Source organism: Serratia sp. HRI, assembly GCF_010119335.3.
GTDB classification, from domain to species: Bacteria; Pseudomonadota; Gammaproteobacteria; order Enterobacterales; family Enterobacteriaceae; genus Serratia; species Serratia nevei.
Genome location: NZ_CP083690.1, coordinates 643,865 through 669,700 on the forward strand (window position 1 = coordinate 643,865; position 25,836 = coordinate 669,700).

Here is a 25,836-nt window from a genome sequence, read left to right on the forward strand (position 1 = left end):
CAAAGCCGAAATACAGCAGCCTGATAATGTTGGATAAAAGGCAGGATTCTCTCTCTTCTCCTCACTTTCTTCGGTTAATCACACCAAAGGGCAATAATTGATCGGTTGTTTTCGCAATCAGCCTTGGCGTTTTACCCACTAAACACGCTATCATCGACACACGCGCAGTGCCCCCTATCCCCCAGCCTCAGGAGAACGATATTTTGGATGCCAGCACCATTAACAGTTTGTTCGTCATCGGTGCCGTGCTGGTGGGGGCAAGCATTCTGCTCAGCTCATTTTCTTCCCGGCTCGGTATTCCGATCCTGGTGATCTTCCTGGCGATCGGCATGTTGGCCGGCGTCGACGGCCCCGGCGGCATCGTCTTCAGCAATTATCCGGTCGCTTACCTGGTCAGCAACCTCGCGTTGGCGGTGATCCTGCTCGACGGCGGCATGCGCACCCGGGTCAGCTCTTTCCGCGTCGCCCTGTGGCCGGCGCTGTCTCTCGCCACCGTCGGCGTGGTGATCACCGCCGGCCTGACCGGCATGGCCGCCGCCTGGCTGTTCAATCTCGATCTGCTGCAGGGCTTGCTGATCGGCGCCATTATCGGTTCCACCGATGCCGCCGCGGTCTTCTCGTTGCTGGGCGGCAAAGGCTTGAATGAACGTGTCAGCGCCACGCTGGAGATCGAGTCCGGCAGCAACGATCCGATGGCGGTATTTCTCACCATCACGCTGATTGCGATGATCGCCGCCGGGGAAACCGCGCTGAGCTGGACCTTCCCGCTGCATCTGATGCAGCAGTTCGGCATGGGCATCGTCTTCGGTCTGGGCGGCGGCTGGCTGCTGCTGACGCTGATCAACCACATCAAACTGGCGGACGGCCTTTATCCGCTGCTGGCGGTGAGCGGCGGCATTCTTATTTTCGCGCTGACCACCGCGCTGGACGGCAGCGGCATTCTGGCGGTGTACCTGTGCGGCCTGCTGCTGGGAAATCGACCGATCCGCAACCGTCACGGCATCGTACAAACCTTCGACGGCCTGGCCTGGCTCAGCCAGATCGGCATGTTCCTGGTGCTCGGCCTGCTGCTCAACCCGCACGAACTGCTGCCGATCGCCATCCCTGCCCTGCTGCTGTCGCTGTGGATGATCCTGTTTGCCCGCCCGCTGTCGGTGTTTATCGGCCTGCTGCCGTTCCGCAGCTTTACCCTGCGGGAACGCGGCTTTATTTCCTGGGTCGGCCTGCGCGGCGCAGTGCCGGTGATCCTGGCGGTGTTCCCGATGATGGCCGGCCTGCCCAACGCCCAGCTGTTCTTCAACGTGGCGTTCTTTGTGGTGCTGGTCTCCCTACTACTGCAAGGCACCACGCTGTCGTTTGCCGCCAAAAAAGCCAAGGTGATCGTGCCGCCGGCGCTGACGCCGATCTCCCGCGTTGGGTTGGATGTGCACCCGGAGAACCAGTGGGAGCAGTTCGTGTATCAGCTTTCGGCAGAAAACTGGTGCGTCGGCGCGGCGCTGCGTGAGCTGAGAATGCCGCCCAACACCCGCATCGCCGCCCTGTTCCGCGGCAAAGAGCTGCTGCACCCTAGCGGCAGTACCCGACTGCGGGAGAACGATATTCTGTGCGTCATCGGCCATGAGCACGACCTGCCGATCCTCGGCAAGCTGTTCAGCCAGGCGCCGGCCGTGACGCTCGACGAGCGCTTCTTCGGCGACTTTATCCTGCAATCCGACGCCCGTTTAAGCGACATCTCGCAGCTTTATGGCCTCAATCTGCAAGACGACGTGGACGAGCAGCAGACGCTTGGCCAGTTCGTCATTCAGCTGATTGGCGGCGAACCGGTGATCGGCGACCAGGTGGAATGGGACGGCCTGACCTGGACCATCGCCGAAATGGACGGCAATCAAGTCAGCAAAATAGGCGTGCGGATCGTAACCGACTGACGCTGCCGCACCGGCTGCGTTACCAGACGAGGGAACTTCTGGCCTTAAGAACGTTCTTAATCACTATCATGATGCATGAAGTACGGCGCCGCTGAATTATATCCGGTTGATATAAAAACAATTTAACAGCGGCGCCAACAGGGATTAGGGATGTGAACGGCAAGACTCGATTTCTTTCGGTGATGACAATCATGGCGCTGGGCGTAGCGGCGCTCGATCTCAGCATCGCCGGTTTGGTCCATAGACTTTTAATTGGATAATTTCAACGTGAAGCAGCGGGAACAAGAAAAAGACATTCTGGGGAAAATACTGGTGACGGTGTCCGCACTTTGCCTGATTCTGGTGGCGGCGTTCCTCATCTGGGGATTCGTGCTGGATTGATACCGCGCGACACTCAGAGATAAAAAAAACCGCCGCGGCGGTTTTTTTATGGGTCAGGCGATCAGATCTTGCAACCTTCGCAGTCCGCTTCGTCTTCGAGGAACTCAGGGACCTCTTTTACCTTCTGCGCCGCTTTTTCTTCGGCTTTCGCCAGTTCGGCATCGATATCAAAATCGAAAATATCATCACTCATCGCTTGGTCCTCACTCTGCTTCACGTTCAAACGCTGAGTATAATCGACAAGCCGCCGGCCGGAAACCTTTCAGTTTGCCGCCGCCAGCCGCGGTGGCTCATCCTGCGGCTTTTTTCCGTAGGCCATGTCGTACACGTCGTAGAAGTCGATTTCGCCCTTGTTGCCGATGATCACCCGCATCTTCTGTTTCAGCGCGGCGCCGATAGACGGCTCATCCAGCAGCTGCTGCACCGCATAAGGCGACAGCGCGCGGGTAAAGTACCATTCGCCGTTGTAGCAAACCCGCAGATCCAGCACCCCGATGTCCTCGAAGCGGTATACCGGCCGGATCTCTATCAGCAGCATGGCGAACATGAACAGCACGAAAGCGGTGAAGCCCAGGAAGGCATATATCCCCATGTAAGGCACCTGGTACATCACGGCGATCACCGCGAAATAACCGGCGAACATGGCAAGGCACAGATAGCGGTGAGTGCGGGCGAATTCGCTGTTGAAGCGCGGCTTGCCGTCACGCCCTTCGCGCCGATTGATCTGTTCAATCTCTTTAACCAAGATGCTTTTAATCGCGTCCATCGTTACAACCTTATGCTGGAAACAGCATTGCCATCAAATCTCACCGCCAAAAGTAACACAAGTACAGTTTCGCCGGGTAGATCAGTTAGCCAACTTAATGGCGGCAACTGTTATAGTTCGGATTCAGCGCGGCTGGGCGGCCTTGCCTTGCGCAAACATGAACATGCGCTGGGCTACATCGTCGGCCTGTTTGATTTTCTGCTTTTGCGGTTCGTTGCTGCGTTGAATGGCGCGGGCGTAAGCGATTTCATGAGCCTGATCGATCATCGCGATGATCCGGTCACGTTCGGTCTTCTCCATATTGCCCAACATGGTGGTGATAATCGCCTGATAAGCGTTGGACGCGGCGCTCAGCGCTTTCTCTCTCGCCTCGAGGGCGGCGACGCGTTGCAAGAGTTCCTGCAGTTGCTCGGAGTGAGACATATCGACCTCCTGTTGCCGGGCAGCAAGCCTGCCTGATTACAGTTTAGCAAAGGATCGAAAGAGAAAGAGGAAGGAAAGCCAGCGGTTACGGTAAAGCACACCCGAAAATCCCAACGAGGAGCCGATAGTGCAAATCAACCCGGGTGCGCTTTACGGTAAGCGCGGTGAGATGAAGGGAAGAAAGCTGGCGCGCTATGCAGGACTCGAACCCGCGTCTATCAATTTTCAAGCCAAAACAAGCCATTATAAAACCAATCACTCTGCCAACTGAGTTAATAGCGCGTTCCTTCGCTTCGGGGTGCCATTATCCACAACAACCTTATGGACTCAAGCTTTTTTAGCATAATACCCTGAATTTACAGATAAGTCTTAGGTTATCGATAGCGTTATGGCATTACGGCAGCTCAATAATCCGGTAATCGCCGGTGATGAGCGGCTTGCACAAAATCTTGTAGCCATCGCTGTCAAAGTGGCTGGCCGCGCTCTGCAGCCGCTGTGCCTGCGCCAGGCTGCTGACCGAGCCCAGATAAAACCAATTGTGAATTACATGGTACTGGCGCAGCGTCTCGCCCTGCTCTTCCAACGCCACTCGCCCGGCGAACGGCCAACAGGCGATGCGTAGCTGTTCCAGCGCCGCGCCGAGCCGCCGCGCATGTTCCTGCGCCGGCTCCACGCCGCAGCAGGCACCGGCGCACTTGCGCAGGCTGTAGCGGAAGCAGGCGCGCCCGGCGGGCAGCTTGTCGATCCCCAGCTTGCCGTAACATAAACGATGCTCGTCGGCGATGGCGCGCAGCTTTTCCAGCGCGGCATGGCGATTGGCAAACAGCCCATAAAGGTGGGGCGTGACGGCGAAATCGATCTCTTTGGCGTGGGCAATCGTCACCGTGTCCGCCTGCAGACGCAGCGCGCACAGCTGTTTCGAGCGCCGCAGGCGTTTGTTGAACAGCGGCTGCTGTTGCTTGATCAATTGCGCCTCCAGCAGCAGTGCCCCCAACTCGCCCGCAGTCTCAATAAAGCTGATGTGCCGGGTTTGCCGCAGCATTTTTGCCTCATCCTGGGCACGGAAATGCGCCATTACGCGGCTGCGTACGTTGACGCTTTTACCGATGTAAAGCGGCAGGCTTTCGCTCTGGCCGTGAAACACATAGACGCCCGGCCCTTTGGGCAACGGCGCCAGGCAGGCGCGCAGGTGCTCCGGGTATTGGTAAATGTCGATTTCCGGCTCGAGGCGGTTTGGCATCATGGCGGCGGCGTTATCCTGCTGATGAATGAATACTGGTTTTTTAGCCAGTATAGCGTGCCGCACAGCCGGTTGCACACCCGGCGGATAATAACTCACCGTGATCTTTAGCGGGAAAGCCTTTACTATCCCCTTTCCAGCGGGCAAGCGCCTCACGTTTAGCGCCAGTTCAGGCTGGCGCTGCCATGATGGCAGACTGGAACCGCCGCTTTTATCGTTATGGAAAACCTGGGCATGCCATCACTGAAACTCACACCCCGTCGTCTGGCGTTGATCGCCGTCATCGTTTTCATCGCCGTCGCCATCGCGCTAACCCTTTATTGGCAACGCCCGCCGCAGCAGGATTACGTTACCGCACCGGCCCGCCTGGGCGATATCGAGAATGCCGTGTTGGCCACCGGGCGACTGGATGCCGTCGAACGCGTTAACGTCGGCGCGCGGGTCTCCGGTGAAGTCAAATCGCTGAAGGTCAAACTGGGGGATCGCGTCACCAAAGGACAGCCGATCGCCGACATCGACGATCTGCAACAGCGCAACGATCTGCGCAACGCCGAGGCGGCGCTGAACGTCATCAAAGCCGAACTGCAGGCCAAGCAGGCACAGCTTAAGCAGGCCGAGTCGCGTTTCAAACGCCAGCGGCGCATGCTGAACGACGAAGCCAGCTCGCGTGAAGACTTCGAAACCGCCGAGGCCACGCTCGCCACCACCCGCGCCGAACTGCTTTCGCTCAATGCGCGCCTGGTGCAGGCGCAGATTGAAGTCGACAAGAAAAAGATCGACCTGGGGTATACCCGCGTCGTCGCGCCGATGGACGGTATCGTCATCGCCGTGGTCACGCAGCAGGGGCAAACGGTCAACTCCACCCAAAGTGCGCCGACCATCGTCAAGCTGGCGCGGCTGGATATGATGACCATCAAGGCGCAGATCTCTGAAGCCGACATCACCCGCATTTCGCCCGGGCAAAAGGCTTACTTCACCATTTTCTCCGATCCGGATAAACGCTACGACGCCACGCTGCGCACCATCGAACTGGCGCCGGAATCGGTGATGAAAGACGACTCGCTCGCCGGCACCAGCTCCGCTTCGGGCTCCGGCACCTCGAACGCGTCGGTCTATTACAACGCGCTGCTGGACGTGCCCAACCCGGAAAACCGCCTGCGCATCGCCATGACCGCGCAGGTTTCCTTGCTGCTCGGCGAAGCGAAGAATGCTCTGCTGGTACCAATCCAGGCGGTGCATAAAACCGAAGGAAAAGTGCAACAGGTGCAGGTGCTGACCCAGGATCAGCGGCTGGAAACGCGCGAAGTGACCACCGGCATCACCAACAACGTCGACATTCAGATCCTCAGCGGCCTGAAAGCCGGTGAAACCGTGGTGCTGTCGCAGCCCGCCGCCAAGTCGGCTGAGGATGGCATTTTCCTGTGAACGCGATCATCGAGCTAAAAGGCATCAGCCGGACCTACACCAACGGCGGTCAGGCGCTGACGGTGTTGAAAGACATCGATTTGACCATCGCCGCCGGCGAGCTGGTGGCGATCATCGGCGCCTCCGGCTCCGGCAAATCGACGCTGATGAACATCATGGGCTGTCTCGACGTGCCGGATCGCGGCGACTACTACATCAGCGGCCAGAACGCCGCCCACCTGTCGCCGGACGAACTGGCCCGCCTGCGCCGCGAGCATATCGGCTTTATCTTCCAGCGTTATCACCTGATGCCCGATCTCAGCGCGCTGGGCAACGTTGAAATTCCGGCCATCTACGCCAACGCCCGGCGCGATCAGCGGCGGCAACGGGCGGCGCAACTGCTCGCGCGGTTGGGACTGGAAGGACGCGAAGACCACAAGCCCGGCCAGCTTTCCGGCGGCCAGCAGCAGCGCGTCAGCATCGCGCGCTCGCTGATCAACGGCGGCGAAATTATCCTGGCGGACGAACCGACCGGCGCGCTGGACACCCAATCCGGCCAGGAAGTGCTGGCGATCCTGAGCGAGCTGAATCAGCGCGGCCACACCGTGGTGATCGTCACCCACGATATGAACGTGGCGCAGCATGCGCAGCGCGTCATCGAGCTGCGGGATGGCGAGATCATCGCTGACAGCGGCCGCCAATCGGCGCCCGCCGCAGCGCTGCCGCCGCCGAACCGCAGCCGGCAAAGCGGCTGGCAAAGCCTGATCGACCGCACCCGCGAGTCGCTGCACATGGCGCTGAAAGCGATGAACGCCCACCGCCTGCGCACCGCGCTGACCATGACCGGCATTATTTTCGGCATCGCCGCCGTCGTTACGGTCGTGGCGCTGGGCGAAGGTGCCAAGCAGCGCACGCTGGAGAATATCAAGGGACTTGGCACCAACGTGGTAAGCATCTATCCGGGGCGTGACTTCTTCGACGACGCCATCGACAGCATCCGCACTCTGGTGCCGGCCGACGCCGACGCGCTGGCGCAGCAAAGCTTCGTCGACAGCGTCAGCCCGGAGGTCAGCGCGTCCGACAGCATTCGCTTTCGCAGTAAATCCGCCACCGCGTCAATCACCGGCGTCGGGCGCGACTATTTCCGCGTCAACGGCATCACGCTGGTGCAAGGCGCCACCTTCCGCGACGATCGCAACGCGCTGCAGGAAGTGATCATCGACGACAATGCGCGCCAGGCGCTGTTCGGCGATTTCGGCGTCGAACCGCTCGGCCAGATCGTGTTTCTCGGCTCGGTGCCGGCGCGGGTGGTCGGCGTCGCCAAAAGCGAACGCAACTATGCGCCCAACCGCATCAGCGTCTGGATGCCTTACAGCACGGTGATGTACCGCATGGTCGGCAAAACCACGCTCAGCGGCATTACCGTGCGGCTTAAGGATGACGTCGCCAGCGAAGCCGCCGTCAGCGCCATTACGCAGTTGCTGACCCAGCGCCATGGCGTCAAGGATTTCATGACGTTCAACCGCGATCAGTTCCGTAAATCGATCGAGCGCACCTCGATGACGCTCAGTTTGCTGATCCTGATGGTGGCCTCGATCTCGCTGGTGATCGGCAGCCTGGGCGTGATGAACATCATGCTGGTCTCGGTGACCGAACGCACCCATGAGATCGGCGTGCGCATGGCGGTCGGCGCACGGCGCGGCGACATCATGCAACAGTTCATGATCGAGGCGGTGCTGGTCTGCCTGATCGGCGGCGCATTGGGCATCGCGCTGTCGTTCGCCGCCGGGTCGCTGTTCACCTCGCTGGCGGGCGGCATGTTCACCGCCATCTATTCCTGGCAAGCCGCCGCGACGGCGTTTTTCTGTTCAACCTTAATCGGCATGATCTTCGGTTATCTCCCCGCCCGCAAAGCGGCAAGGATGGATCCGGTCGTTTCATTGGCCAGCGAGTAACCCATGAAAATTTTCTCTCCCTTGGCATTAAGCCTCGCCGCCCTGCTCACCGCCGGCTGCGGCAACGCCCTAAAAAGCGACTACCGGGCGCCACAGGTCAACTACCCGACGAGCTGGCAGCACGCCGCCGAAAACGCCGCGCCGACGCCGTTCGACTGGCGCGATTTCCACGATCCCGAGCTCGACCGCTGGCTGCATCAGGTGATGGCCAGCAACAACGATCTGGCCGTCGCCGTGTTGCGCCTCTACCGCGCGCGCCTCGAGGCTGAACGCGTCGGCATCAGCACCGCGCCCGACGTCAACGCCTCGTTGAACAGCAACATCAATCGCCCGCTGTCGGAGTCCTCCGCCTGGAATAAAACCAGCGGCGCGACGCTCTCTACGAGCTATGAAGTCGATCTGTGGGGCAAATTGGCGCGCCAGCGCGACGCCGCCGAGTGGGCCAGCCAGGCTTCCGAGCAGGATCTGCAGACGGCGCGCCTGACGCTGCTGGCCAACGCCGCCACGAATTACTGGCGCATCGGCTTCCTCAATCAGCAGATCGGCGTCAGCCAAGCGAGCATCGACTACGCCAAACAGACGCTGCGGCTGGCCAACGCCCGCTACCGGGCCGGCAGCATCTCGGCACTGGACGTGGTGAACGCGGAACAAAACGTACTGACGCAGGAAAGCCGGCTGCTGACGTTGCAACACGAGCGTCAACAGGCGTTGAACGAACAGGCGGTGCTGCTGGGCGTACCTTCAGGCCAGACCACCATCGCGCCCGCACGTCTGCCGACGGCGGCAATGCCGCAGATCAGCACCGGCATTCCCGCCAACGTCTTGAGCCGTCGCCCGGATCTCAGCGCCAAAGAGCTGCGGTTGCGCGCCGCTCTGGCCAACGTCGACGAGAAACGTCTGCAATACTACCCCGCTTTCAGACTGACCGGCTCGCTGGGCACCAGCAGCAGCGCACTGCTGGAGTTTCTGCGCAACCCGACGGGCAGTCTCGGCGCCGGCCTGACGCTGCCGTTCCTGCAATGGCGGCAAATGGGGGTGGATATCAAGATCGCCCGTAACGACTACGAACAGCAGGTGCTGGAATTCAGGCAGGCGCTGTACAAGGCGATGGGCGATGTGAATAACGCCCTGTCGCTGCGCGCGCAGCTGCTGGCACAAGAGGCGCAACTACAGGCTTCGCTGGCGCTGGCGCGCAAATCGGAGCGGCTGAACGAGGTGCGTTACCGGCAGGGCGCCGTCACCATTACCGATTGGCTGAATGCTCAGGAGCAGCGTCGTCAGGCGGAGCTGGCGGTGGACGAAAACCGCTTCGCGCAGTACCAGAACCTGGCGAAAATCTATCTGGAATTCGGCGGTTCATCGGCCCTCTAATCCAAACTGCCTGGCCATCCGGCCAGGTAGATTTTAAGCGGCAAACACATCAATTTTTCCTGTTTTATCTCCCGCACTCTCTATACTTCAAACATGGCCAATCAGACGAAAAACCGTCAAATCGCACAATTATTAGACCATTCTCGCACCAAATCGGTGCAAATACTTAAGTTAAACTGCTGGATTTGATCGCCGCAAGATATAACGTTAAGCTATAGATGCAAAATAATTAGTCACCTAAATGACATAACCTTGGTATAAACGGCCGTATTTTGTGATCCACATCTCAACTTAAATGTGGATAATGAATCGTCTTGAACCGCGATTCGATTAGCCGATTTGATAACTCGAAAACAACAGTGAACGGAGATTACGCTTTCACGAACAACGAATAATTCATTAAGGGATGATTATATGAAGTTAAGAAAAAAACGACATAAACCGATGCACATTAACGACATCACCATCATCGATGACAGCAAACTCAAGAAGGCGATCACCGCGGCGGCCCTGGGCAACGCGATGGAGTGGTTCGACTTCGGCGTATACGGCTTTGTCGCCTACGCACTTGGCCAGGTCTTCTTCCCCGGCGCCTCGCCCGGCGTACAAATGATCGCCGCGCTGGCAACCTTCTCCGTGCCCTTCCTGGTGCGTCCGCTCGGCGGTCTGTTCTTTGGCGCCATGGGTGACAAGTTCGGTCGCCAAAAGGTGCTCTCGGTCACCATTATCATCATGGCGGTCAGCACCTTCTGTATCGGCCTGATCCCGTCCTATGCGTCGATCGGTATCTGGGCACCGATCCTGCTGCTGTTGGCCAAGCTGGCGCAGGGCTTCTCCGTCGGCGGTGAATATTCCGGTGCGGCAATTTTCGTCGCCGAATACTCGCCGGACCGCAAACGCGGCTTTATGGGCAGCTGGCTGGACTTCGGCTCCATCGCCGGCTTTGTGATGGGCGCAGGCGTGGTGGTGCTGATCTCCAGCATCGTCGGCGAAGCCAACTTCCTCGACTGGGGCTGGCGTATCCCGTTCTTCATCGCCGCGCCGTTGGGCTTGATCGGCCTCTATCTGCGCCATGCGCTGGAAGAAACCCCGGCGTTCCAACAGCACGTGGACAAGATGGAGAAAGAGGATCGCAACGCCATCGAAAATCCGCCAAAAACCTCGTTCAAAGAGATCGCGGCCAAACACTGGAAAAGTTTGCTGGTGTGCGTCGGCATCGTGATTTCCACCAACGTGACCTATTACATGCTGCTGACCTACATGCCGAGCTACCTGTCGCATAACCTGCACTACTCGGAAGATCACGGCGTTCTGATCATCATCGCCATCATGATCGGCATGCTGTTCGTACAGCCGGTAATCGGCCTGACCAGTGACCGCATCGGCCGTAAGCCGTTCATTATCGGCGGCAGCATCGGCCTGTTGGCGCTGGCGATCCCGTGCTTCATTCTGATCAACAGCAACGTGATTGGCCTGATCTTCGTCGGTCTGCTGGTGCTGGCGGTGCTGCTCAACTCCTTCACCGGGGTGATGGCCTCGATTCTGCCGGCGATGTTCCCGACGCACATCCGCTACAGCGCGCTGGCGATTTCGTTCAACATTTCGGTGCTGATCGCCGGTGCGACGCCGACCGCCGCCGCCTGGCTGGTCGAAGTGACCGGCAACCTGTACATGCCGGCCTACTATCTGATGGTCGTGGCGGTGATCGGTCTTATCACCGGTCTGTACATGAAAGAAACCGCCAACAAACCGCTGCGCGGCGCGACGCCGGCTGCATCTGACCGTTCAGAGGCGAAAGAGCTGCTGCAGGAGACCTACGACAACATCGAACAGAAAGTCGAGGACATCAACGCACAGATCGCCGAATTGGAAAAGAAAAAGCAGATCCTGATCGACCAGCATCCCAAGCTGGACTGATCGGCGCTGAAAGACAAAAGCCACCCATTTGGGTGGCTTTTTTGCTTTGAATTCAACCGAAAGAATACGCAGCGCATTTTATGACAATCGGGTTTGATGGTAGGCTTTACAGCACACTCTTAATTGATGAAGCACGCGATCATGAGCAAAATGGACCTTCCCGTCATCATCGGCATCCTTGTTATGCTCACCCTGTGGCTCGGCGCACTCTTCAACATCGGCGATATCACCTTCACCATTTCACGCCTGTTCCACTGGATTGAAAGCCAACGCGGCTAACCCGCACAGGCGGTGGAAAACATCGGCTATGATTGAAAGACCTTACCGCCATTTTCCGCGATTATCGCTCGCGATAAAGGGGACTGTATCATGACCGATTATGCGTTCTACAATCAGATCCTGACACGACTGGCCGCCAATCACCCCGGCACGCTGGATGAAAAAACCTACGAACTGTGGAAACAAGACGCCACCAGCCCGCATGCGTTCGCCGATCCCTTCGCCTATCTCAAAACCAAGGGCCTGATACAGGCCTATGTGATGAGCGACATCGACGAGAACAACTATGATATCGACCCGAATCAAACGCGGATCACCACCGCCGGCCTCGAATTCATTCGCAACGGCGGGTTCAAATAAGGGCGACGCGCGCCAATAAAAAACCGCCAGACGGCGGTTTTTTACTCTACACGCATGCGGGCCGGCTCAGGCGGGGAAAGCCCGATAAAATATGCGCAGCACTTCGTTGTCGCCCTGGCGTAAAAAGCCGCCTTCAGGCTGCCAACGCAGATCGCGCGCCAGATTGAGATTTTCCCAGCCGACCGCGCCCCCCACGCCGATGCAAAGATTTTTATTGCCTGCGGCAAATCCCGCTCCGGTACCGATCATGGCATGCAGCAAACGGGGCGCCGCCGCGTCACGCAGGGAGAATATGCCGATAAAACATCCCTGCGGCGCGCGCAGCATATCGGCCATCGTGCGGATCTCGGTATCGTCCGGGCTAACGAAATGTTTGTATTGCTTATCGAACACCGTCTGCCACAGCTGCTTGTATTTCGCCTTGCTGAGCGCGCCTGAACGGTGGGCACAAAGCACCACCGCATCCCAGCACATCTCCCCGCTCAACGAAAGATACTCTTCCGTATCGGTTTGCGGCTTATCGGCGTAATGCCGTGCAAATTCAGCCGCATTCAAATGCGGCGGCACGGCCTGTCTGGCAACGTCACTCTTGTAGCGTTTGAAATTCAACCAATGCACGAGAAGCCTCCTCTTCACCCGGTAGATTAACAAACCGGCAGCCATGGATGAGACGCGCCATCAAATCCAGGGCATCGTCGGCAGCGGCGATTTCGTCGTCATTCAGCCCCTGTTCCACCGACCGCTCAATCGCGTTCATCACCCCTGGAGCGCTGGTTTCATCCCCCTGTGACACCACGTCCAACACGGCTTTGCCAATCGCCAAACAAAGCTCATGATCAAACTCAACCTCTTTATACGGATACGGTTGCATAATCACTCCGATAAATTTTTACCCCAGAATACTAGACCACAATGGCGTATCGCGCCTGCCGCCGTAGCGCAGCGCTGTGTGCAACCGAAGAGAAATGCATCAGGCCCCGGGTTGATAGCCCGAAGCCCGATAAAAGGCAGGTTATTGCGATGCTTGTTCGGTAGGGCGAATAATAAAACAAGTGGCGGTTGCCGAAGCCAGCAGCTTCCCTTGCGCCGTTTTGAGCGTGCCTTCCGCGAAGGCCACGTTTTTGGCCGCATAGACCAGACGCCCTTCGGCGATCAGGTCAGTTTCCTTCGGCACAGGGCGCAACATTTTAGGTTCATCGCGCTTTACCGGGGAACGCTGCTTTGATTTTCAGGAAGAAGTAAGCGTTATCCCGGTATCCATAGGCCATCCGCTTCATCACTTTTATCTTATTGTTCATCCCTTCCAGCACGCTGGTATTCAACCTGTGTCTGGCACTCGCGATGATGCCACCGGCATACCCTTTCAGTTTCTCGGCGAAGTGTTGCAACGCCTTGATTCCGCTTTCCTGAGACTGCCTGTACCAGCTTGTCCAGCGTCTCTGCGCCTCTTGTTCACTCGGGGCGTACCACAGTTCTTTCAGCGTCGTTTTCATCAGCCATACCACATTCAGCGGCTGATTCGCCTCCAGCAACTCCGTGAGCTTTACCTCATGCCCTTCGGGCAGGTTTTCTGGGTTGCGCAGCAGCAGCCAGCGGCTGCGTTTGATGACCTGACGCGATTTTGGGTTATCACGGAGTTGATTGGCCTGGTCGACGCGGACCCGGTCGATAACCTCCCGGCCATACTTTGCCACCACATGGAACAAGTCATAGACCACTTCCGCCTGCGGGCAGTGATGCCTGACCTCCAGGTCTAACGCCGTATTCATATCCATGGCGACAGACTGGATAGCAGCACAGCCTTCAGCGCCCAGCCAGACGAAGAAGGGGCGGAAGGCCGCTCTGCTGCGGCCTTCGCCCACCCACAACACCTGTTGCGTATCCGCATCCATCACCACGGTGGCATAGCGATGTCCTTTGAACAGGGCGAACTCATCCATCACCAGACGGCGGAGGGTATGGCGCTGCGGCTCTGTTCGTTCCCGCAGCAGACGCCGGTAGTCGATATTCTTGACCGTATGCCAGTGCAGTCCGGTGAGTTGTGCAACATGTTTAATCGGCAGTAAACGGGTCAGTGACTCAACCCATACGGATAGCGTCGTGGTATATCTCTGGCGTTCAGGCAACCAGCTGATTTTTTCGGTGGTGACCCCGCAATGGGGGCAACACAGGCGCCGGACGGGGACGTTGAGCCAGACGACCCAATCGAGCAGCTGGCGTTCACGCACTCGGCGGAAGGAAACATCATGCACAACAGGCACCCGCCGCTCACAACGACGACAACAGGGCATGACGGCAGCGTCAGGCTGGAGCTGGATAAGCAGGGAGTTGGCAGAAGGATGCGAGAAGGAATTGACGACAAAGCCTTCCCAGAACAGGGAGCAAAGGTTAGCATTCATAGTGACGGCAGTTTTGAAGGTTTAGGGTGTGTTTTGGCGAATACAAACCTAAACGTTCTGACTGCCGTTTTCTATTGGTTCACGCTAAAGCGCGATGAACCACATTTTAACCTGCAGATCGACGGTGCCATACCCAATCCCCGCGCCCAGCGTACTGTGCACCGCGCAACCGGTCACCGAGTCCAAGACCGTGGCGGCAAAGCCGCCATGAACGCCCCCAGCGGATTCAGGTGGCGCCCGTCAGCCCGCGCCAAGATGCGGATGTACCCCTCTTCAACCGCCACCGGTTTCATGGGCACGGTTTCAGCGATCGAAGCCGGTGGGATTTTACCGGCCATCGCAGCCTGTAACAGCGCCAGTCCTGTCATTTTTGTCGGGTCCATGGGTTTCTCCTCGGGTCAGTAAACCTCTCATATAGTAGAGGTCAGACCTGTTAGCTTGCTTTTTCGTGCGGATGCCACCTACGCCCTGACTCCTTTGAGTGTGACCAGCATCACTCTTTAGGGTTAATAACCACAAAATTATTAGTGCCTTTAGATTTAAAACAATTTTCTGCAGCCAACACGGCCGGAAACTGAGCGCAGTTAAGTTCAACATTATTAAGGCGTATTTATCATGGATTTCTTTCTGCAATTAGCGGTGATATTGGCATGCCTGCTGTATGGGGCGCGTAAGGGCGGCATTGCGCTGGGGTTACTGGGTGGGATCGGGTTAATGATCCTGGTGTTCGGCTTTCACCTGCAGCCCGGCAAACCGCCGGTAGACGTGATGCTGGTGATCATCGCGGTGGTGGCGGCCTCCGCCACCCTGCAGGCCTCGGGCGGGTTGGACGTCATGCTGCAGATCGCCGAACGGATGCTGCGACGTAACCCGCGCTATGTCTCGATCATCGCGCCGTTCGTGACCTGCATTCTCACTATCCTGTGCGGCACCGGGCACGTGGTGTACACCATCTTGCCGATCATTTATGACGTGGCGATCAAAAATAACATCCGCCCGGAGCGGCCGATGGCGGCCAGCTCGATCGGCGCGCAGATGGGTATTATCGCCAGCCCGGTTTCGGTGGCGGTGGTCTCACTGGTGGCGATGCTCAGCAGTTACACCTTCAATGGCCGCCATCTGGAATTCCTCGACCTGCTCTCTATCACCATACCTTCTACGCTGTGCGGCATTTTGGCGATCGGCATCTTCAGCTGGTTCCGCGGCAAAGACCTGGACAAAGACCCGGAGTTCCAGAAATTCATCTCAGTGCCGGAAAACCATCGCTATGTCTATGGCGATGCCGCCACCTTACTGGATCGGGTGCTGCCACGCAGCAACTGGATCGCCATGTGGATTTTCCTCGCCACCATCGCACTGGTGGCGGTGCTGGGGGCGTTTTCCGATCTGCGGCCCAGCTTCGGCGGCAAACCGCTCTCCATGGTCCTGGTGATCCAGATGTGCATGCTGATGGCCGGGGCGTTGATCGTCATCATTACCCGCACCAACCCGGCGTCTATCTCTAAAAACGAAGTGTTCCGCTCCGGCATGATCGCCATCGTGGCGGTGTATGGCGTCGCTTGGATGGCGGAAACCATGTTCGGCGCGCACCTGGCGCAGATCGAAGCCACGCTGGGCGTGCTGGTGAAAGAATATCCCTGGGCCTATGCGCTGATCCTGCTGCTGGTGTCGAAATTCGTCAACTCGCAGGCCGCCGCGCTGGCGGCACTGGTGCCGGTGGCGCTGGCAATCGGCGTCAACCCGGCCTATATCGTCGCTTCGGCGCCGGCCTGTTACGGTTATTATATTCTGCCGACCTACCCCAGCGATCTGGCGGCGATCCAGTTCGACCGCTCCGGCACCACCCGCATCGGCCGCTTCGTGATCAACCACAGCTTTATTCTGCCCGGCCTGATCGGCGTCAGCGTCTCCTGCGTCTTCGGCTGGATCCTCGCCGCGGCGTTCGGTTTCTTATGAGTTGTATTTCGGAGCCCTGCGGGGCTCCCCAAGCACGCGGCAATCCATGGGTATAGGGGATAACAAGAAAGGAAAAAATGCCGGTGCAGTACGAATTTCAGACACAAAAAAACCGCCTCTCGGCGGTTACGACATTACTACTTATTGCTTTGATTATTCGGTATTTTTGTTCCCTGGTACCCGGGGCGGGACTTGAACCCGCACAGCCATAAGCCGAGGGATTTTAAATCCCTTGTGTCTACCGATTTCACCACCCGGGCTCGGGAAAGTTGGAGGCGCGTTCCGGAGTCGAACCGGACTGGACGGATTTGCAATCCGCTACATAACCGCTTTGTTAACGCGCCTTTATTCTGTTTGCCTTTTCAGGCCAAAGCCGGTGATTCACCCACTTCGTTTTGTTCTTTTGGTTGGCGATGTTGAAATCGCTTATCCTAATCATCTGATTCTTAAGTAATTTATTTCGTTACTGCCGAATCGATGGACTGCATTATGGACTAAACCCCCCACCTTGGCAACCCCCCGAAATAGCAAAAAGTTCTCTAACGCTTTCAACTGCTTATTTTGTGGGCGCACTGTTCACAATGCCGACGCAAAGGCAAGCGGAATGTTGATTTTATATGCATCGGTTCAGGAATTCACGGGCAAATCGGTTCTTTTTTCTCGGCAGGAACCGCTTACCCGCGCCCTCTCCGGCTTTTCATCTGCTTATGGTGATGGGGTACCGTGCACAGCATCATCATGGGAGACATCGCGCAACCTCCGGCGCCACCATAAAAACCCAGCGATCGTGCCTGGCAAAACCGCGATCGTACCAAAAATACGCTGATCGGCATTCAGCAAACCAGGAGCAACGGCGGATAGCACCGCGCATAACAACAGAAACCACCGCAATCGGCGAATGCCGGGATGAGCGATTCCGACGATAGCCCCCACCAAACATGCCGGCAGAAAACCGAGCGCATAGGAAAAAGCCCCAATGAACACCAGCATTCCCAGCACATCGCCGACGTTAAAGTATCCGGGATCCACATAGCCACTGATACCAAACGTCATCAGCAGCAGCATCAGCATGCCCCCTAACGGCGGGGCGACCAGCCCGAAGAACAATATGCATCCTGCCACTCTTCTGACCAGATGCCGCATAGCGCCAGACGTCATACTCCCTCCCGTTCCCGCTTCCTTTGATACCGGCAGTGGATATTTAACCTATGGATTGCAATAAAAAGAGGCCCCAACCCGGCGGGCGCCGTAATCCATAGGCTTAAGTGGGTTTCTTCGAGGGCTTTTTCTTCGCCGCAGGCAACTGAGCATAAGTGAGCGCGATTAATTGGGAAAGCCAGGCGCTTTCGCCCCACTTCTCTTCCGGAATCACAAAACAAGGCTTTGCGCCCGGATAAGGTGGCGCTTCTGAATGTCCGTTCAGAAACGCTTTGCCACCCGGCGTCGGTTTAACAAACAACCGATCATCGCAGACCAGCGCCACCATTTTCTCAGCGCAATAAATACCATACTCACCGAACATCTTCTTCGCCGAAAGCTTACCCGACGCAGAGATATTGCCGATGATAAACTCTACCGTACTCAGTTTTGAAACCATCGGGCTCCCTTCTTCGTATTCGCAGTACAGCCGTATCAAACTCGGTTCAATTTACTCTTATCCAGAGAGTAAACGTTATAGAAACCTACAAGTCGCCCTCTTTTGTCGTCTAAAGAACGCCTCGCCGCAATAGTAAAACGCCCGATAAAACTCATCGGGCGACAATGGCTTGAACGACATCACGATTAATCAGTAACAAAGATGGCGGAATCAACGTCGGTAGCAGCTATCCGCCCAAGCGACGCCGCCCAGCAGGGCTTAATCCTTGTTATCAGACTCGCGGAAACATCCCTTCTTGAAGTCGTTTGTGCAGCATCCCCGAGCGGCGATACCGCCTGAAAAACCACTGGGATGTCCAGACTATTTGCGAGGAGAGAAAAAGTACATCATGTAAGAAGAACGCGCGATTCTGTTGCTTCGGTATATCGAATCGACGGCCAGAAACATAGCCGCTGATTAAAGAGGGGGGAGGTACAGAAAGCGAGAGGGAATAGAAAACGAAAAAGGGGCCGAGGCCCCTTTCGCTTACCTGCCGAATCACGGGGATTCAGCAGGCTAATGTTTGGAGCGGGAAACGAGGCTCGAACTCGCGACCTCAACCTTGGCAAGGTTGCGCTCTACCAACTGAGCTATTCCCGCATTACCAGAACTGACTGATTTCTTTGCTATCTTTCGGCAATTCATCGTTGTCGTCTGATGCGATGCATTCTACTTACCTGACGTGATGAGTCAATAAAATTGTTGGCTCATCACGATCGTTTGCCGATTTTTGCAGCGCATCGATCACGGTTCCAGCAGATCGTTGCGCGCAGCATTCAAATATTGGAACATCGACCAGAAAGTCAGTACCGCCGCGATATACAGCAAACCGATCGCCACATACTCTACGGAGCGGTCCGGCCGCCACAGCAAGCCCACCAGCGACATCATCTGCGCCATGGTTTTCACTTTGCCGATCCAGGACACCGCCACGCTGCTGCGTTTGCCAATTTCCGCCATCCACTCTCGCAGCGACGAAATGATGATTTCACGGGCGATCATGGTGGCCGCCGGCAGCGTGATCCACCAGCTGTGGTAGTGTTCCGCCACCAGCACCAGCGCCACCGCCACCATCACTTTGTCCGCAACCGGATCCAAAAACGCCCCGAAGCGCGTCGTTTGTTTCCAGCGGCGTGCCAGGAAGCCGTCAAACCAGTCGGTGACGGCGGCAAACACAAAGATAACGGCGCAAACCATCGGAGCCCAGCTGAACGGCAGATAAAACGCCAGCACAAAGAATGGGATCAGAACTACGCGAAACAGGGTAAGCCAAGTCGGTATATTCAATTGCATAATGCTACGGTAACTATCTGGCTAGAGTGGAAATTAAGAGTATGTTGCTACATTGCCCTCAGTGTTTCAATGCATTGTAGATCTTTTCTGCCAATGCTTGTGAAATACCCGGCACTTTTGCAATTTCCTCCACGCTGGCGTTCAACAAAGGTTGCAGTCCGCCCATATACTTCAACAGCACCTGGCGCCGTTTCGGCCCTACGCCTTCAATCAGCTCCAGTGCGCTGGTATTTCTGACTTTCGCCCTTCTCTGCCGGTGGCCGGTAATCGCATGATTGTGCGAATCATCGCGGATGTGTTGGATCACATGCAGCGCCGGCGAATCCGGCGGCAGCGAAATCCCCTCGCCTTCCGGCACGAAGAACAGCGTTTCTAACCCGGCCTTGCGATCGGCGCCTTTGGCGATGCCAATCAGCAGCGGCTTGTTCTTGTCCCAGGTAACGTTCAGCGATTTGAACACGTCGATCGCCATGCCGAGCTGCCCTTTGCCGCCGTCGATGAAGATGACATCCGGGATCTTTTTCTCTTCCAGCGCCTTACCGTAACGGCGCTTCAGCACCTGCGTCATCGCCGCGTAGTCATCGCCGGGGGTGATGCCGCTGATATTATAGCGCCGATACTCCGCGCGCACCGGGCCGTTACCGTCGAACACCACGCACGAAGCCACGGTTTGTTCGCCCATGGTATGGCTGATATCGAAGCACTCCATGCGGTTGATTTCCGTCAGGCTCAGCACCTTGGCCAGCTCCGCCAGCCGCTGATGGATCGTCGACTGTTGCGAAAGCTTGGTGGTCAACGCCGTTGCCGCGTTGGTACGCGCCAGCTTCAGATAACGGGCGCGGTCACCGCGCGGCTTGCTTTGAATTTGGATCTTGCGCCCCGCCAGCTCGGAGAGCGACTCCGCAAGCAGGTCTTTTTCCGGCAGGCTGAAATCCAACAGGATCTCGCCGGGCAAGGTACGCGCCTGGCTGCCTTGCAAATAGAACTGGCCGACAAAGGTCTGCACCACTTCGCTCATATCCGTGCCGCCCGGCACTTTAGGGAAATAGCTGCGGCTCCCCAGCACCTTGCCCTGACGGATGAACAGCACATGCAGGCACGCCATACCGGCGTCGAACGCCACGCCGATCACGTCCAGATCGTCGCTGTCGCCCGACACGAACTGCCGTTCGGTAACGCGGCGCACGGCCTGAATTTGATCGCGAATGCGCGCCGCCTCTTCGAAATTGAGCAGTTTGCTGGCTTCTTCCATGCGCGCAATCAGCTGATGCAACACCTGCTGATCTTTGCCCGAAAGGAACAGCCGCACGTAGTCCACCTGCTGCCGGTACTCTTCTTCACTCACCAGGCCAGCGACGCAAGGGCCCAGGCAGCGGCCGATCTGATACTGCAGACACGGGCGCGAGCGATTACGATACACGCTGTTTTCGCATTGGCGGATCGGGAACAGCTTCTGCAGCAGCGCCAGCGTTTCACGCACGGCATAAGAGTTGGGAAAAGGCCCGAAATATTCGCCCTTGGCGTGTTTGGCGCCGCGATGCACCGCCAAACGGGGATGGGTATCCGCGCTGAGAAAAATCAGCGGATAAGATTTATCGTCGCGCAAAAGAACATTATATCGCGGTTGGTACAATTTAATGTAGTTATGTTCCAACAACAGCGCTTCCGTTTCGGTGTGGGTAACCGTTACGTCTATTTGCGCGATATTTTTAACCAGCGTCTCGGTTTTACGGCTGCTGACCTGCTGCCGAAAATAGCTGGCGAGACGTTTTTTCAGGTCTTTGGCTTTACCGACGTAGATCACCGTGCCCGTGGCGTCGTACATTCGGTAGACGCCGGGCTGGCTGGTGACGGTACTCAGGAAGGCTTTGGCATCAAAACGGTCATTCACTGCTTAACAACGTCTCCGCATTGAACAATCCATGTCGGATGGCCAGGTGGGTCAGTTCGACGTCGCCGCTGATATTCAGTTTGCTGAACATGCGGTAACGGTAACTGTTCACCGTTTTCGGGCTGAGACTCAACTGCTCCGAGATCTCATTCACTTTTTTGCCTTTGGTGATCATCAGCATGATCTGCAACTCGCGTTCAGACAGGCAGCTGAACGGCGTTTCGGCCTGGGGCTCCAGCTGACTCAGGGCCATCTGCTGGGCGATATCAGACGCGATATAGCGCTGCCCCGCATGCACGGAGCGCAAGGCGTTAATCACTTCCTGCGGCGCGGCGCCCTTGCTCAGATAACCGGCGGCCCCCGCCTGCATCACCTTCGCGGGCAACGGGTTTTCAGTATGGATAGTCAACATGATGACTTTGACGTCGGGTGCATAACGCACAATCTTGCGCGTGGCTTCCAGCCCGCCAATGCCCGGCATATTCATGTCCATCAGCACGATATCGACAGCGTTGCCACGGCACCATTTTACGGCGTCTTCACCGCATTGGGCCTCACCGACAACTTTTATACCTTTGATATCTTCAAGAATGCGTCGTATCCCTGCGCGCACCAGTTCGTGGTCATCAACAAGAAGAACGCTAATCAAGGAAAAATCTCCAAAAAAAGGGAGTAACGCAATCAGCCTCTGTTTTCGCCAGAGATATTACTTGTTTTTCATGTACAGGATCTTTAGCTACAACCAATTGAAATAGATAGAAAAAAGGCTTCGTTTGTGATCTGATTTAATCGCAAAAAAAAACCGACACGCCCGAAGCCATGACTATTATCAATGCAACCCAGTACCTCAAGCAACTTCTTAGCTCTTCTGAACTCAACCGGATCGGTAAATTTACCGGTTTTTGTCAGCGACTCCGGGATATCCAGCCTGCGAGACTACTCCCGGCTCTGCTCTCAGGGCTTGGTTGCGACAAGGTGGATGGTATTGCTGGTTTGCATCGCCATTTCAATGCGTTGCAGCTCCATGATACTGACCAAATAGCGTATAAACCCTTTCACAACCAGTTACGCAAGCAGGGTTTTCCCTTGTTCATGCGCGCACTGGTTGAACGAGCCATCGCCTTACGCCTCAAGGAGTGTCTACCGGACGCCCACGGACTGGCAGGCTTTGAGCAGGTACTGCTGCAGGACGGGTCGTCATTCGCGTTACATCCGCAATTGGCAGAACATTTCCCGGGCCGATTCAATAAGCACAGCCCCGCTGCGGTAGAGTGTCATATGACCATGTCCTTGCTGGACCAGTCGCCGATATCGATGAGTATCACGGCGGATACCGAATCGGAGCGCAAGCATCTTCCGGCCGCAAATTCGTTAAATAACAAACTGTTATTGGCGGATGCCGGTTACATCAGCCGCGAGTACTTTGCTGATGTGACCAAAGCCAAAGGAAGCTATCTGGTCAGAGGGAGTCAAAATCTCAATCCCAAAGTACAGGCAGCTTACCGACAGGACGGCAGGGAAATGCCCAAGTTACTCGGAAAAAAGCTCAAGGATATCGATCGGAGAAGCTGCAGAGCCGAGGTTCTGGATCTGGATGTGAGTTCGGGAAAGTATAAATATCGACTCATAAGACGTTGGTTTGCAGAGGAAAAACGGTTCTGTATATGGATGACCAATCTTCCGCGTGAGCGATGGCCAGCCGAGAAGGTGATGGCATTGTATCGTTGCCGTTGGCAGATCGAACTGTTGTTCAAAGAGCTGAAATCACATAACCGGTTGAAGGCGTTCGCGACACGACAAAAAGCGATAGCGGAAGGCTTGATCTGGGCTAGTTTGCTGGCCTTGCTGGTCAAACGTCGGCTGGCGCTGACGCTGATTGGCAGCGCGGAGTTATCGATGCTGAAGATTGCCAAAAACAGCGCGCTTTGGTTAATGCCGATATTGGCGAGCATCATCCATGGTGCGTGGCAGGAAATAACAGAGAAGTTGGAGTGGGCAATGGTGTATTTATCCAAAAACGGCAAAAAGAGTAGGCAGAGAAAATCCAAGCAAAACAACACGTTAGACGGTATTATTAATTCGCTTGCCGCTTAAGGTTCTGTACATGACTTGTTTTTCAGACAAGAATGAACACAGATTAATACATACTTCCGAATAACTTTGCGGAGCAGAGCTGATTTTTCAATTTTAGCCGTCTATGCCGCCAATAAATCGTCACGTCGGAAAAGATCGGGCGACGAAAATAATTTCGTTGCGCCGCGTCAGACACAGGATAGCGCGATAATCATGCAGCAAGGGGGAAATCTGTGTAAGCAATCACGACATGAATAATATTAGCACGGCGGTTGGCCGTTTGTAATCATTTGATATTTAAAGACGTAGCAAAAACCACCGCCATCGCCGGCCGAACACCCGACGTGCAGAACTATTATTCCCGGCGAACATCGGCAAAATCGGTGCCAGCCGCCTCAAATAATTATAATAACCCCAATGGTTCAACAATAACGTGTCGGACAAATACTTGTTAACCGCCCCGAAATAACTTACAGATAATGGATGATTCAAGCTGGCGGTGAACGGACGCTGCCCGCCGGCGTGAGCTGAGCAAGCCCGGTGCAGATGATGGACGCATGCTATGCTATACTCCGCGCCCAGTTAAATTCGCCGCTGCGCATGGGGCAACGTTTAGCCCGCGCGCGGTGTGCCAAAGCAGCTTGTATCAGGCTACGGCCTCAAAAAATCAGGAGAGAAAATGAGCAACGTTGATTTCACTACGTCTGCAAACCCGGAGATCTTGGCGACCGAGGTTGCCTGCCTCAAAGCCACGCTGACGCTGATCCTGAAGTCGATCGGCCAGGCCGACGCCGGGAAAGTTATCATCAACATGGAACGTTTTATCGCCCAGATTGAAGATCCCACCCAGGCGGAAATCTTCAAGAACAGTATTCAGCAAATCAAGCACGCTTACCGTCAGTAAGCGTTGCGTCTCAGACCCGCGCTTCATGCGGGTCTGCTTTTCCCCGCGTGACGCCACACCCCATTGATCTTGCACGTGCTTTCGGGCAGTGTGTTGGCTTTCCCCCACCCCCGGGACCATTATGGGCATCCTTGTCAAAGCGCTGATCGGCGCACTGGTCGTGGTTCTGATCGGCCTGCTGGCCAAAACGCGCAATTATTATATCGCCGGTTTAGTTCCGCTTTTCCCCACCTTCGCCCTGATTGCGCACTACATTGTCGGCAACGAGCGTTCCATTGCGGCGCTGAAAACGACGCTGATTTTCGGCATGTGGGCAGTGCTGCCCTATCTGGTGTATTTGATTTCTCTGTATTTCCTGATTAACAGCCTGCGGCTGTCGTTGGCCCTGGGGGCGGCGGTGCTGTGCTGGATTGCGGCGGCGTGGCTATTAATTACCCTCTGGGGATGGTGGCAAGGACGTTAACGCCCTTGCCCGGCCGGGGTTACGGTCGCCCCGCCTGCAAAACGAAACCGCGCTGCCGGTCACCGGCGATGCGCAGATAGCGGCTTTCACCGGCGCGCAGCGTCATCGGTATACTGCCTCCGGTATCACGCCAAATGCACAGGTGATTCTCGATCATATCTTGCCCGATACTGACCGAGATATTGCCTGGCGGCACGCGAAACTCTGCTTTTTCTTTCGCCTCCAGCGAAGCGGCAAACTCCCCATTCACATAGACGCCGGTGCGGCAGCTGCCTGCGAGCATTCCGCTGTCGCGAACCACCACCACCGTGCCGTAAGGCGTATCCGGGATATTCTGATAGAGCATCAGACGGCTCGGGGGCGGTAACTGAGCCTGTTGCGGCGGTATGGCTTGAGTCGCACATCCCGTTAACAGTGCAGAGGCAAATAACAACGCGGCGTAATGCTTCATCCTTGGCTCCTGAAGAAAATAATGCTTATCGTAACAAGAGAATAGCTGCCTCCAGTAGCATTCATGTCGCAGAGGCGAAAAAATCGGACAACTTCCCACGCCCCCACCAGCCCTCAGGAATAAGAAGATTCTGCATTAAAGCTCTTGAAATAAAGGCGATTATTGCAAATTTAAAACTTGACCATGCCACGTTGGATATCTGCCGCAAACGCACCACTGACGTAACTGAAACCATCCGGCGTGACGTAAACCCGGGTATGGCCGGTCTCTGATAACACCGCCACCATATATCCCAGGCTGATCATTTCATGTGAAGGCACATTCATCGGGGTTAGAAATCCACGCCCGCGGCACCACTGATAAAAGCGAGTTCGCCCATATCCCAACACGGCGCCAACATCAGAGAGGTGCTTAAATGCATCATAATCCTCTGATGGTGAAGGTAAACCGTCATGACTTTCAGGCGTTTTCTTTATCCCAGACAAAATAAACTCCTTTTTTGACTCTGTCGCGAACGGTTATCCTTCATCTGAGCTGAATTTAAAAAATCCAAATTTAAAATGCAAATGAATTCCCTGTAACTAAAAAGTCTTTCATGGATGAAATCTGAAAATAAAACCACAATAAAAAAACAGAAATAAAAAAATAAGGTATTAATACCGGGAATTAAATTTTAGGCATGGGTAAATATCCTAAATAAAAATGACCTTAAAATAGGATAAGAAAATGCTTAGCATGCATATTGTTTC

General features: G+C 56.0%; 28 protein-coding genes and 4 tRNA genes. 12 read left to right on the forward strand and 20 right to left on the reverse strand.

What is annotated here, in order from left to right; translation table 11 throughout:
• Positions 1–203: 203 nt before the first annotated feature.
• Both GF111_RS03210 and GF111_RS26685 read left to right on the forward strand, forming a co-directional pair.
• Positions 204–1,925: a potassium/proton antiporter gene (locus GF111_RS03210; RefSeq protein ID WP_038875414.1), complete on the forward strand. Its 1,722-nt coding sequence runs from the start codon at positions 204–206 to the stop codon at positions 1,923–1,925.
• Positions 1,926–2,177: 252 nt separating this feature from the next.
• On the forward strand, positions 2,178–2,306 hold the full coding sequence (locus GF111_RS26685) for a hypothetical protein (protein WP_038875412.1): 129 nt from the start codon (positions 2,178–2,180) through the stop codon (positions 2,304–2,306).
• 61 nt (positions 2,307–2,367) lie between these two features.
• Here the strand turns inward: GF111_RS26685 and GF111_RS26690 are convergent, their stop codons facing one another.
• From GF111_RS26690 to cho, 5 genes are all read right to left on the reverse strand, one after another.
• Entirely contained in the window at positions 2,368–2,499 is a 132-nt protein-coding gene (locus GF111_RS26690; protein ID WP_015377413.1) for a hypothetical protein, read from the reverse strand.
• 69 nt (positions 2,500–2,568) lie between these two features.
• The gene (locus tag GF111_RS03215; RefSeq protein WP_047727841.1) at positions 2,569–3,072 is read right to left on the reverse strand and encodes a YlaC family protein; all 504 of its coding nucleotides are present in this window, start codon (positions 3,070–3,072) and stop codon (positions 2,569–2,571) included.
• A gap of 123 nt (positions 3,073–3,195) precedes the next feature.
• Positions 3,196–3,495 carry a sigma-S stabilization anti-adapter protein IraP gene (locus GF111_RS03220; RefSeq protein ID WP_016928230.1) on the reverse strand — a complete coding sequence of 100 codons (300 nt, stop codon included), beginning with the start codon at positions 3,493–3,495 and terminating at the stop codon, positions 3,196–3,198.
• Between the two features lie 185 nt (positions 3,496–3,680).
• Positions 3,681–3,777: transfer RNA gene (locus GF111_RS03225), tRNA-OTHER, on the reverse strand.
• A 112-nt stretch (positions 3,778–3,889) separates the two neighbouring features.
• Positions 3,890–4,738: an excinuclease Cho gene (cho, locus tag GF111_RS03230; RefSeq protein WP_038875409.1), complete on the reverse strand. Its 849-nt coding sequence runs from the start codon at positions 4,736–4,738 to the stop codon at positions 3,890–3,892.
• Between the two features lie 240 nt (positions 4,739–4,978).
• Between cho and GF111_RS03235 the strand changes: the two genes are divergently transcribed.
• The 6 genes from GF111_RS03235 to GF111_RS03260 all read left to right on the forward strand — a co-directional run bounded on the left by GF111_RS03235 (position 4,979) and on the right by GF111_RS03260 (position 12,021).
• Complete coding sequence (locus tag GF111_RS03235) at positions 4,979–6,160, forward strand: efflux RND transporter periplasmic adaptor subunit (protein ID WP_038875627.1); 1,182 nt, start codon at positions 4,979–4,981, stop codon at positions 6,158–6,160.
• A complete protein-coding gene (locus GF111_RS03240; protein ID WP_038881825.1) occupies positions 6,157–8,094 on the forward strand; it encodes a MacB family efflux pump subunit in 1,938 nt (645 codons plus the stop codon). The genes GF111_RS03235 and GF111_RS03240 overlap by 4 nt, the downstream gene beginning before the upstream one ends.
• A 3-nt stretch (positions 8,095–8,097) precedes the next feature.
• Positions 8,098–9,465: a TolC family protein gene (locus GF111_RS03245; RefSeq protein ID WP_147190635.1), complete on the forward strand. Its 1,368-nt coding sequence runs from the start codon at positions 8,098–8,100 to the stop codon at positions 9,463–9,465.
• Positions 9,466–9,879: 414 nt separating this feature from the next.
• Positions 9,880–11,382, forward strand: a complete 1,503-nt coding sequence (gene proP / locus GF111_RS03250; protein WP_038875399.1) for a glycine betaine/L-proline transporter ProP — start codon at positions 9,880–9,882, stop codon at positions 11,380–11,382.
• Positions 11,383–11,523: 141 nt separating this feature from the next.
• Positions 11,524–11,661, forward strand: coding sequence for a hypothetical protein (locus tag GF111_RS03255; protein WP_162215441.1), 138 nt, complete (start codon positions 11,524–11,526; stop codon positions 11,659–11,661).
• Positions 11,662–11,751: 90 nt separating this feature from the next.
• Positions 11,752–12,021 (forward strand): hypothetical protein, encoded by a 270-nt coding sequence (locus GF111_RS03260; protein ID WP_038875392.1) that lies wholly within the window; start codon positions 11,752–11,754, stop codon positions 12,019–12,021.
• A 66-nt stretch (positions 12,022–12,087) separates the two neighbouring features.
• On the opposite strand, the gene GF111_RS03265 is transcribed toward GF111_RS03260, so the two are convergent.
• The 5 genes from GF111_RS03265 to GF111_RS03285 all read right to left on the reverse strand — a co-directional run bounded on the left by GF111_RS03265 (position 12,088) and on the right by GF111_RS03285 (position 14,803).
• Complete coding sequence (locus GF111_RS03265) at positions 12,088–12,684, reverse strand: hypothetical protein (protein ID WP_217354304.1); 597 nt, start codon at positions 12,682–12,684, stop codon at positions 12,088–12,090.
• Complete coding sequence (locus GF111_RS03270; protein WP_038875386.1) at positions 12,605–12,892, reverse strand: hypothetical protein; 288 nt, start codon at positions 12,890–12,892, stop codon at positions 12,605–12,607. The genes GF111_RS03265 and GF111_RS03270 overlap by 80 nt, the downstream gene beginning before the upstream one ends.
• A 141-nt stretch (positions 12,893–13,033) precedes the next feature.
• A complete protein-coding gene (locus GF111_RS03275; RefSeq protein WP_224217811.1) occupies positions 13,034–13,207 on the reverse strand; it encodes a PaaI family thioesterase in 174 nt (57 codons plus the stop codon).
• 7 nt (positions 13,208–13,214) lie between these two features.
• Positions 13,215–14,420 (reverse strand): ISL3 family transposase, encoded by a 1,206-nt coding sequence (locus GF111_RS03280; RefSeq protein WP_047729874.1) that lies wholly within the window; start codon positions 14,418–14,420, stop codon positions 13,215–13,217.
• A 173-nt stretch (positions 14,421–14,593) separates the two neighbouring features.
• Entirely contained in the window at positions 14,594–14,803 is a 210-nt protein-coding gene (locus GF111_RS03285; RefSeq protein WP_224217812.1) for a hypothetical protein, read from the reverse strand.
• Positions 14,804–15,035: 232 nt separating this feature from the next.
• Between GF111_RS03285 and GF111_RS03290 the strand changes: the two genes are divergently transcribed.
• Positions 15,036–16,376 (forward strand): anaerobic C4-dicarboxylate transporter, encoded by a 1,341-nt coding sequence (locus tag GF111_RS03290; RefSeq protein WP_025302367.1) that lies wholly within the window; start codon positions 15,036–15,038, stop codon positions 16,374–16,376.
• A 174-nt stretch (positions 16,377–16,550) separates the two neighbouring features.
• Here GF111_RS03290 and GF111_RS03295 read toward each other — a convergent pair.
• From GF111_RS03295 to uvrY, 8 genes are all read right to left on the reverse strand, one after another.
• Positions 16,551–16,636, reverse strand: a tRNA-Leu gene (locus GF111_RS03295).
• A 10-nt stretch (positions 16,637–16,646) separates the two neighbouring features.
• Positions 16,647–16,720: transfer RNA gene (locus GF111_RS03300), tRNA-Cys, on the reverse strand.
• 361 nt (positions 16,721–17,081) lie between these two features.
• A complete protein-coding gene (locus tag GF111_RS03305; protein WP_049194208.1) occupies positions 17,082–17,534 on the reverse strand; it encodes a hypothetical protein in 453 nt (150 codons plus the stop codon).
• A gap of 103 nt (positions 17,535–17,637) precedes the next feature.
• On the reverse strand, positions 17,638–17,973 hold the full coding sequence (locus tag GF111_RS03310) for a TfoX/Sxy family protein (protein ID WP_162420073.1): 336 nt from the start codon (positions 17,971–17,973) through the stop codon (positions 17,638–17,640).
• Positions 17,974–18,536: 563 nt separating this feature from the next.
• A tRNA-Gly gene (locus tag GF111_RS03315) sits at positions 18,537–18,612 on the reverse strand.
• A 144-nt stretch (positions 18,613–18,756) separates the two neighbouring features.
• Entirely contained in the window at positions 18,757–19,305 is a 549-nt protein-coding gene (gene pgsA, locus GF111_RS03320) for a CDP-diacylglycerol--glycerol-3-phosphate 3-phosphatidyltransferase (RefSeq protein WP_033642639.1), read from the reverse strand.
• A gap of 58 nt (positions 19,306–19,363) precedes the next feature.
• Positions 19,364–21,196, reverse strand: coding sequence for an excinuclease ABC subunit UvrC (gene uvrC / locus GF111_RS03325; protein ID WP_147190633.1), 1,833 nt, complete (start codon positions 21,194–21,196; stop codon positions 19,364–19,366).
• Positions 21,189–21,845, reverse strand: coding sequence for a UvrY/SirA/GacA family response regulator transcription factor (gene uvrY, locus GF111_RS03330; protein WP_004927947.1), 657 nt, complete (start codon positions 21,843–21,845; stop codon positions 21,189–21,191). Before uvrY ends, uvrC begins: the two co-directional genes overlap by 8 nt.
• A gap of 170 nt (positions 21,846–22,015) precedes the next feature.
• Here uvrY and GF111_RS03335 point away from each other — a divergent pair, with 170 nt between their 5' ends.
• From GF111_RS03335 to GF111_RS03345, 3 genes are all read left to right on the forward strand, one after another.
• Positions 22,016–23,290: an IS4-like element ISApu2 family transposase gene (locus GF111_RS03335; RefSeq protein WP_011191341.1), complete on the forward strand. Its 1,275-nt coding sequence runs from the start codon at positions 22,016–22,018 to the stop codon at positions 23,288–23,290.
• A gap of 658 nt (positions 23,291–23,948) precedes the next feature.
• On the forward strand, positions 23,949–24,173 hold the full coding sequence (locus GF111_RS03340) for a DUF2594 family protein (protein WP_004927950.1): 225 nt from the start codon (positions 23,949–23,951) through the stop codon (positions 24,171–24,173).
• Between the two features lie 121 nt (positions 24,174–24,294).
• Positions 24,295–24,636, forward strand: coding sequence for a GlpM family protein (locus GF111_RS03345; protein WP_038875376.1), 342 nt, complete (start codon positions 24,295–24,297; stop codon positions 24,634–24,636).
• Positions 24,637–24,655: 19 nt separating this feature from the next.
• Here GF111_RS03345 and GF111_RS03350 read toward each other — a convergent pair whose 3' ends face one another.
• Together GF111_RS03350 and GF111_RS03355 are read right to left on the reverse strand one after the other, a co-directional pair.
• Positions 24,656–25,087 carry a hypothetical protein gene (locus GF111_RS03350; RefSeq protein WP_147190630.1) on the reverse strand — a complete coding sequence of 144 codons (432 nt, stop codon included), beginning with the start codon at positions 25,085–25,087 and terminating at the stop codon, positions 24,656–24,658.
• 170 nt (positions 25,088–25,257) lie between these two features.
• Entirely contained in the window at positions 25,258–25,572 is a 315-nt protein-coding gene (locus tag GF111_RS03355) for a hypothetical protein (RefSeq protein WP_038875370.1), read from the reverse strand.
• Between the last annotated feature and the right edge of the window lie 264 nt (positions 25,573–25,836).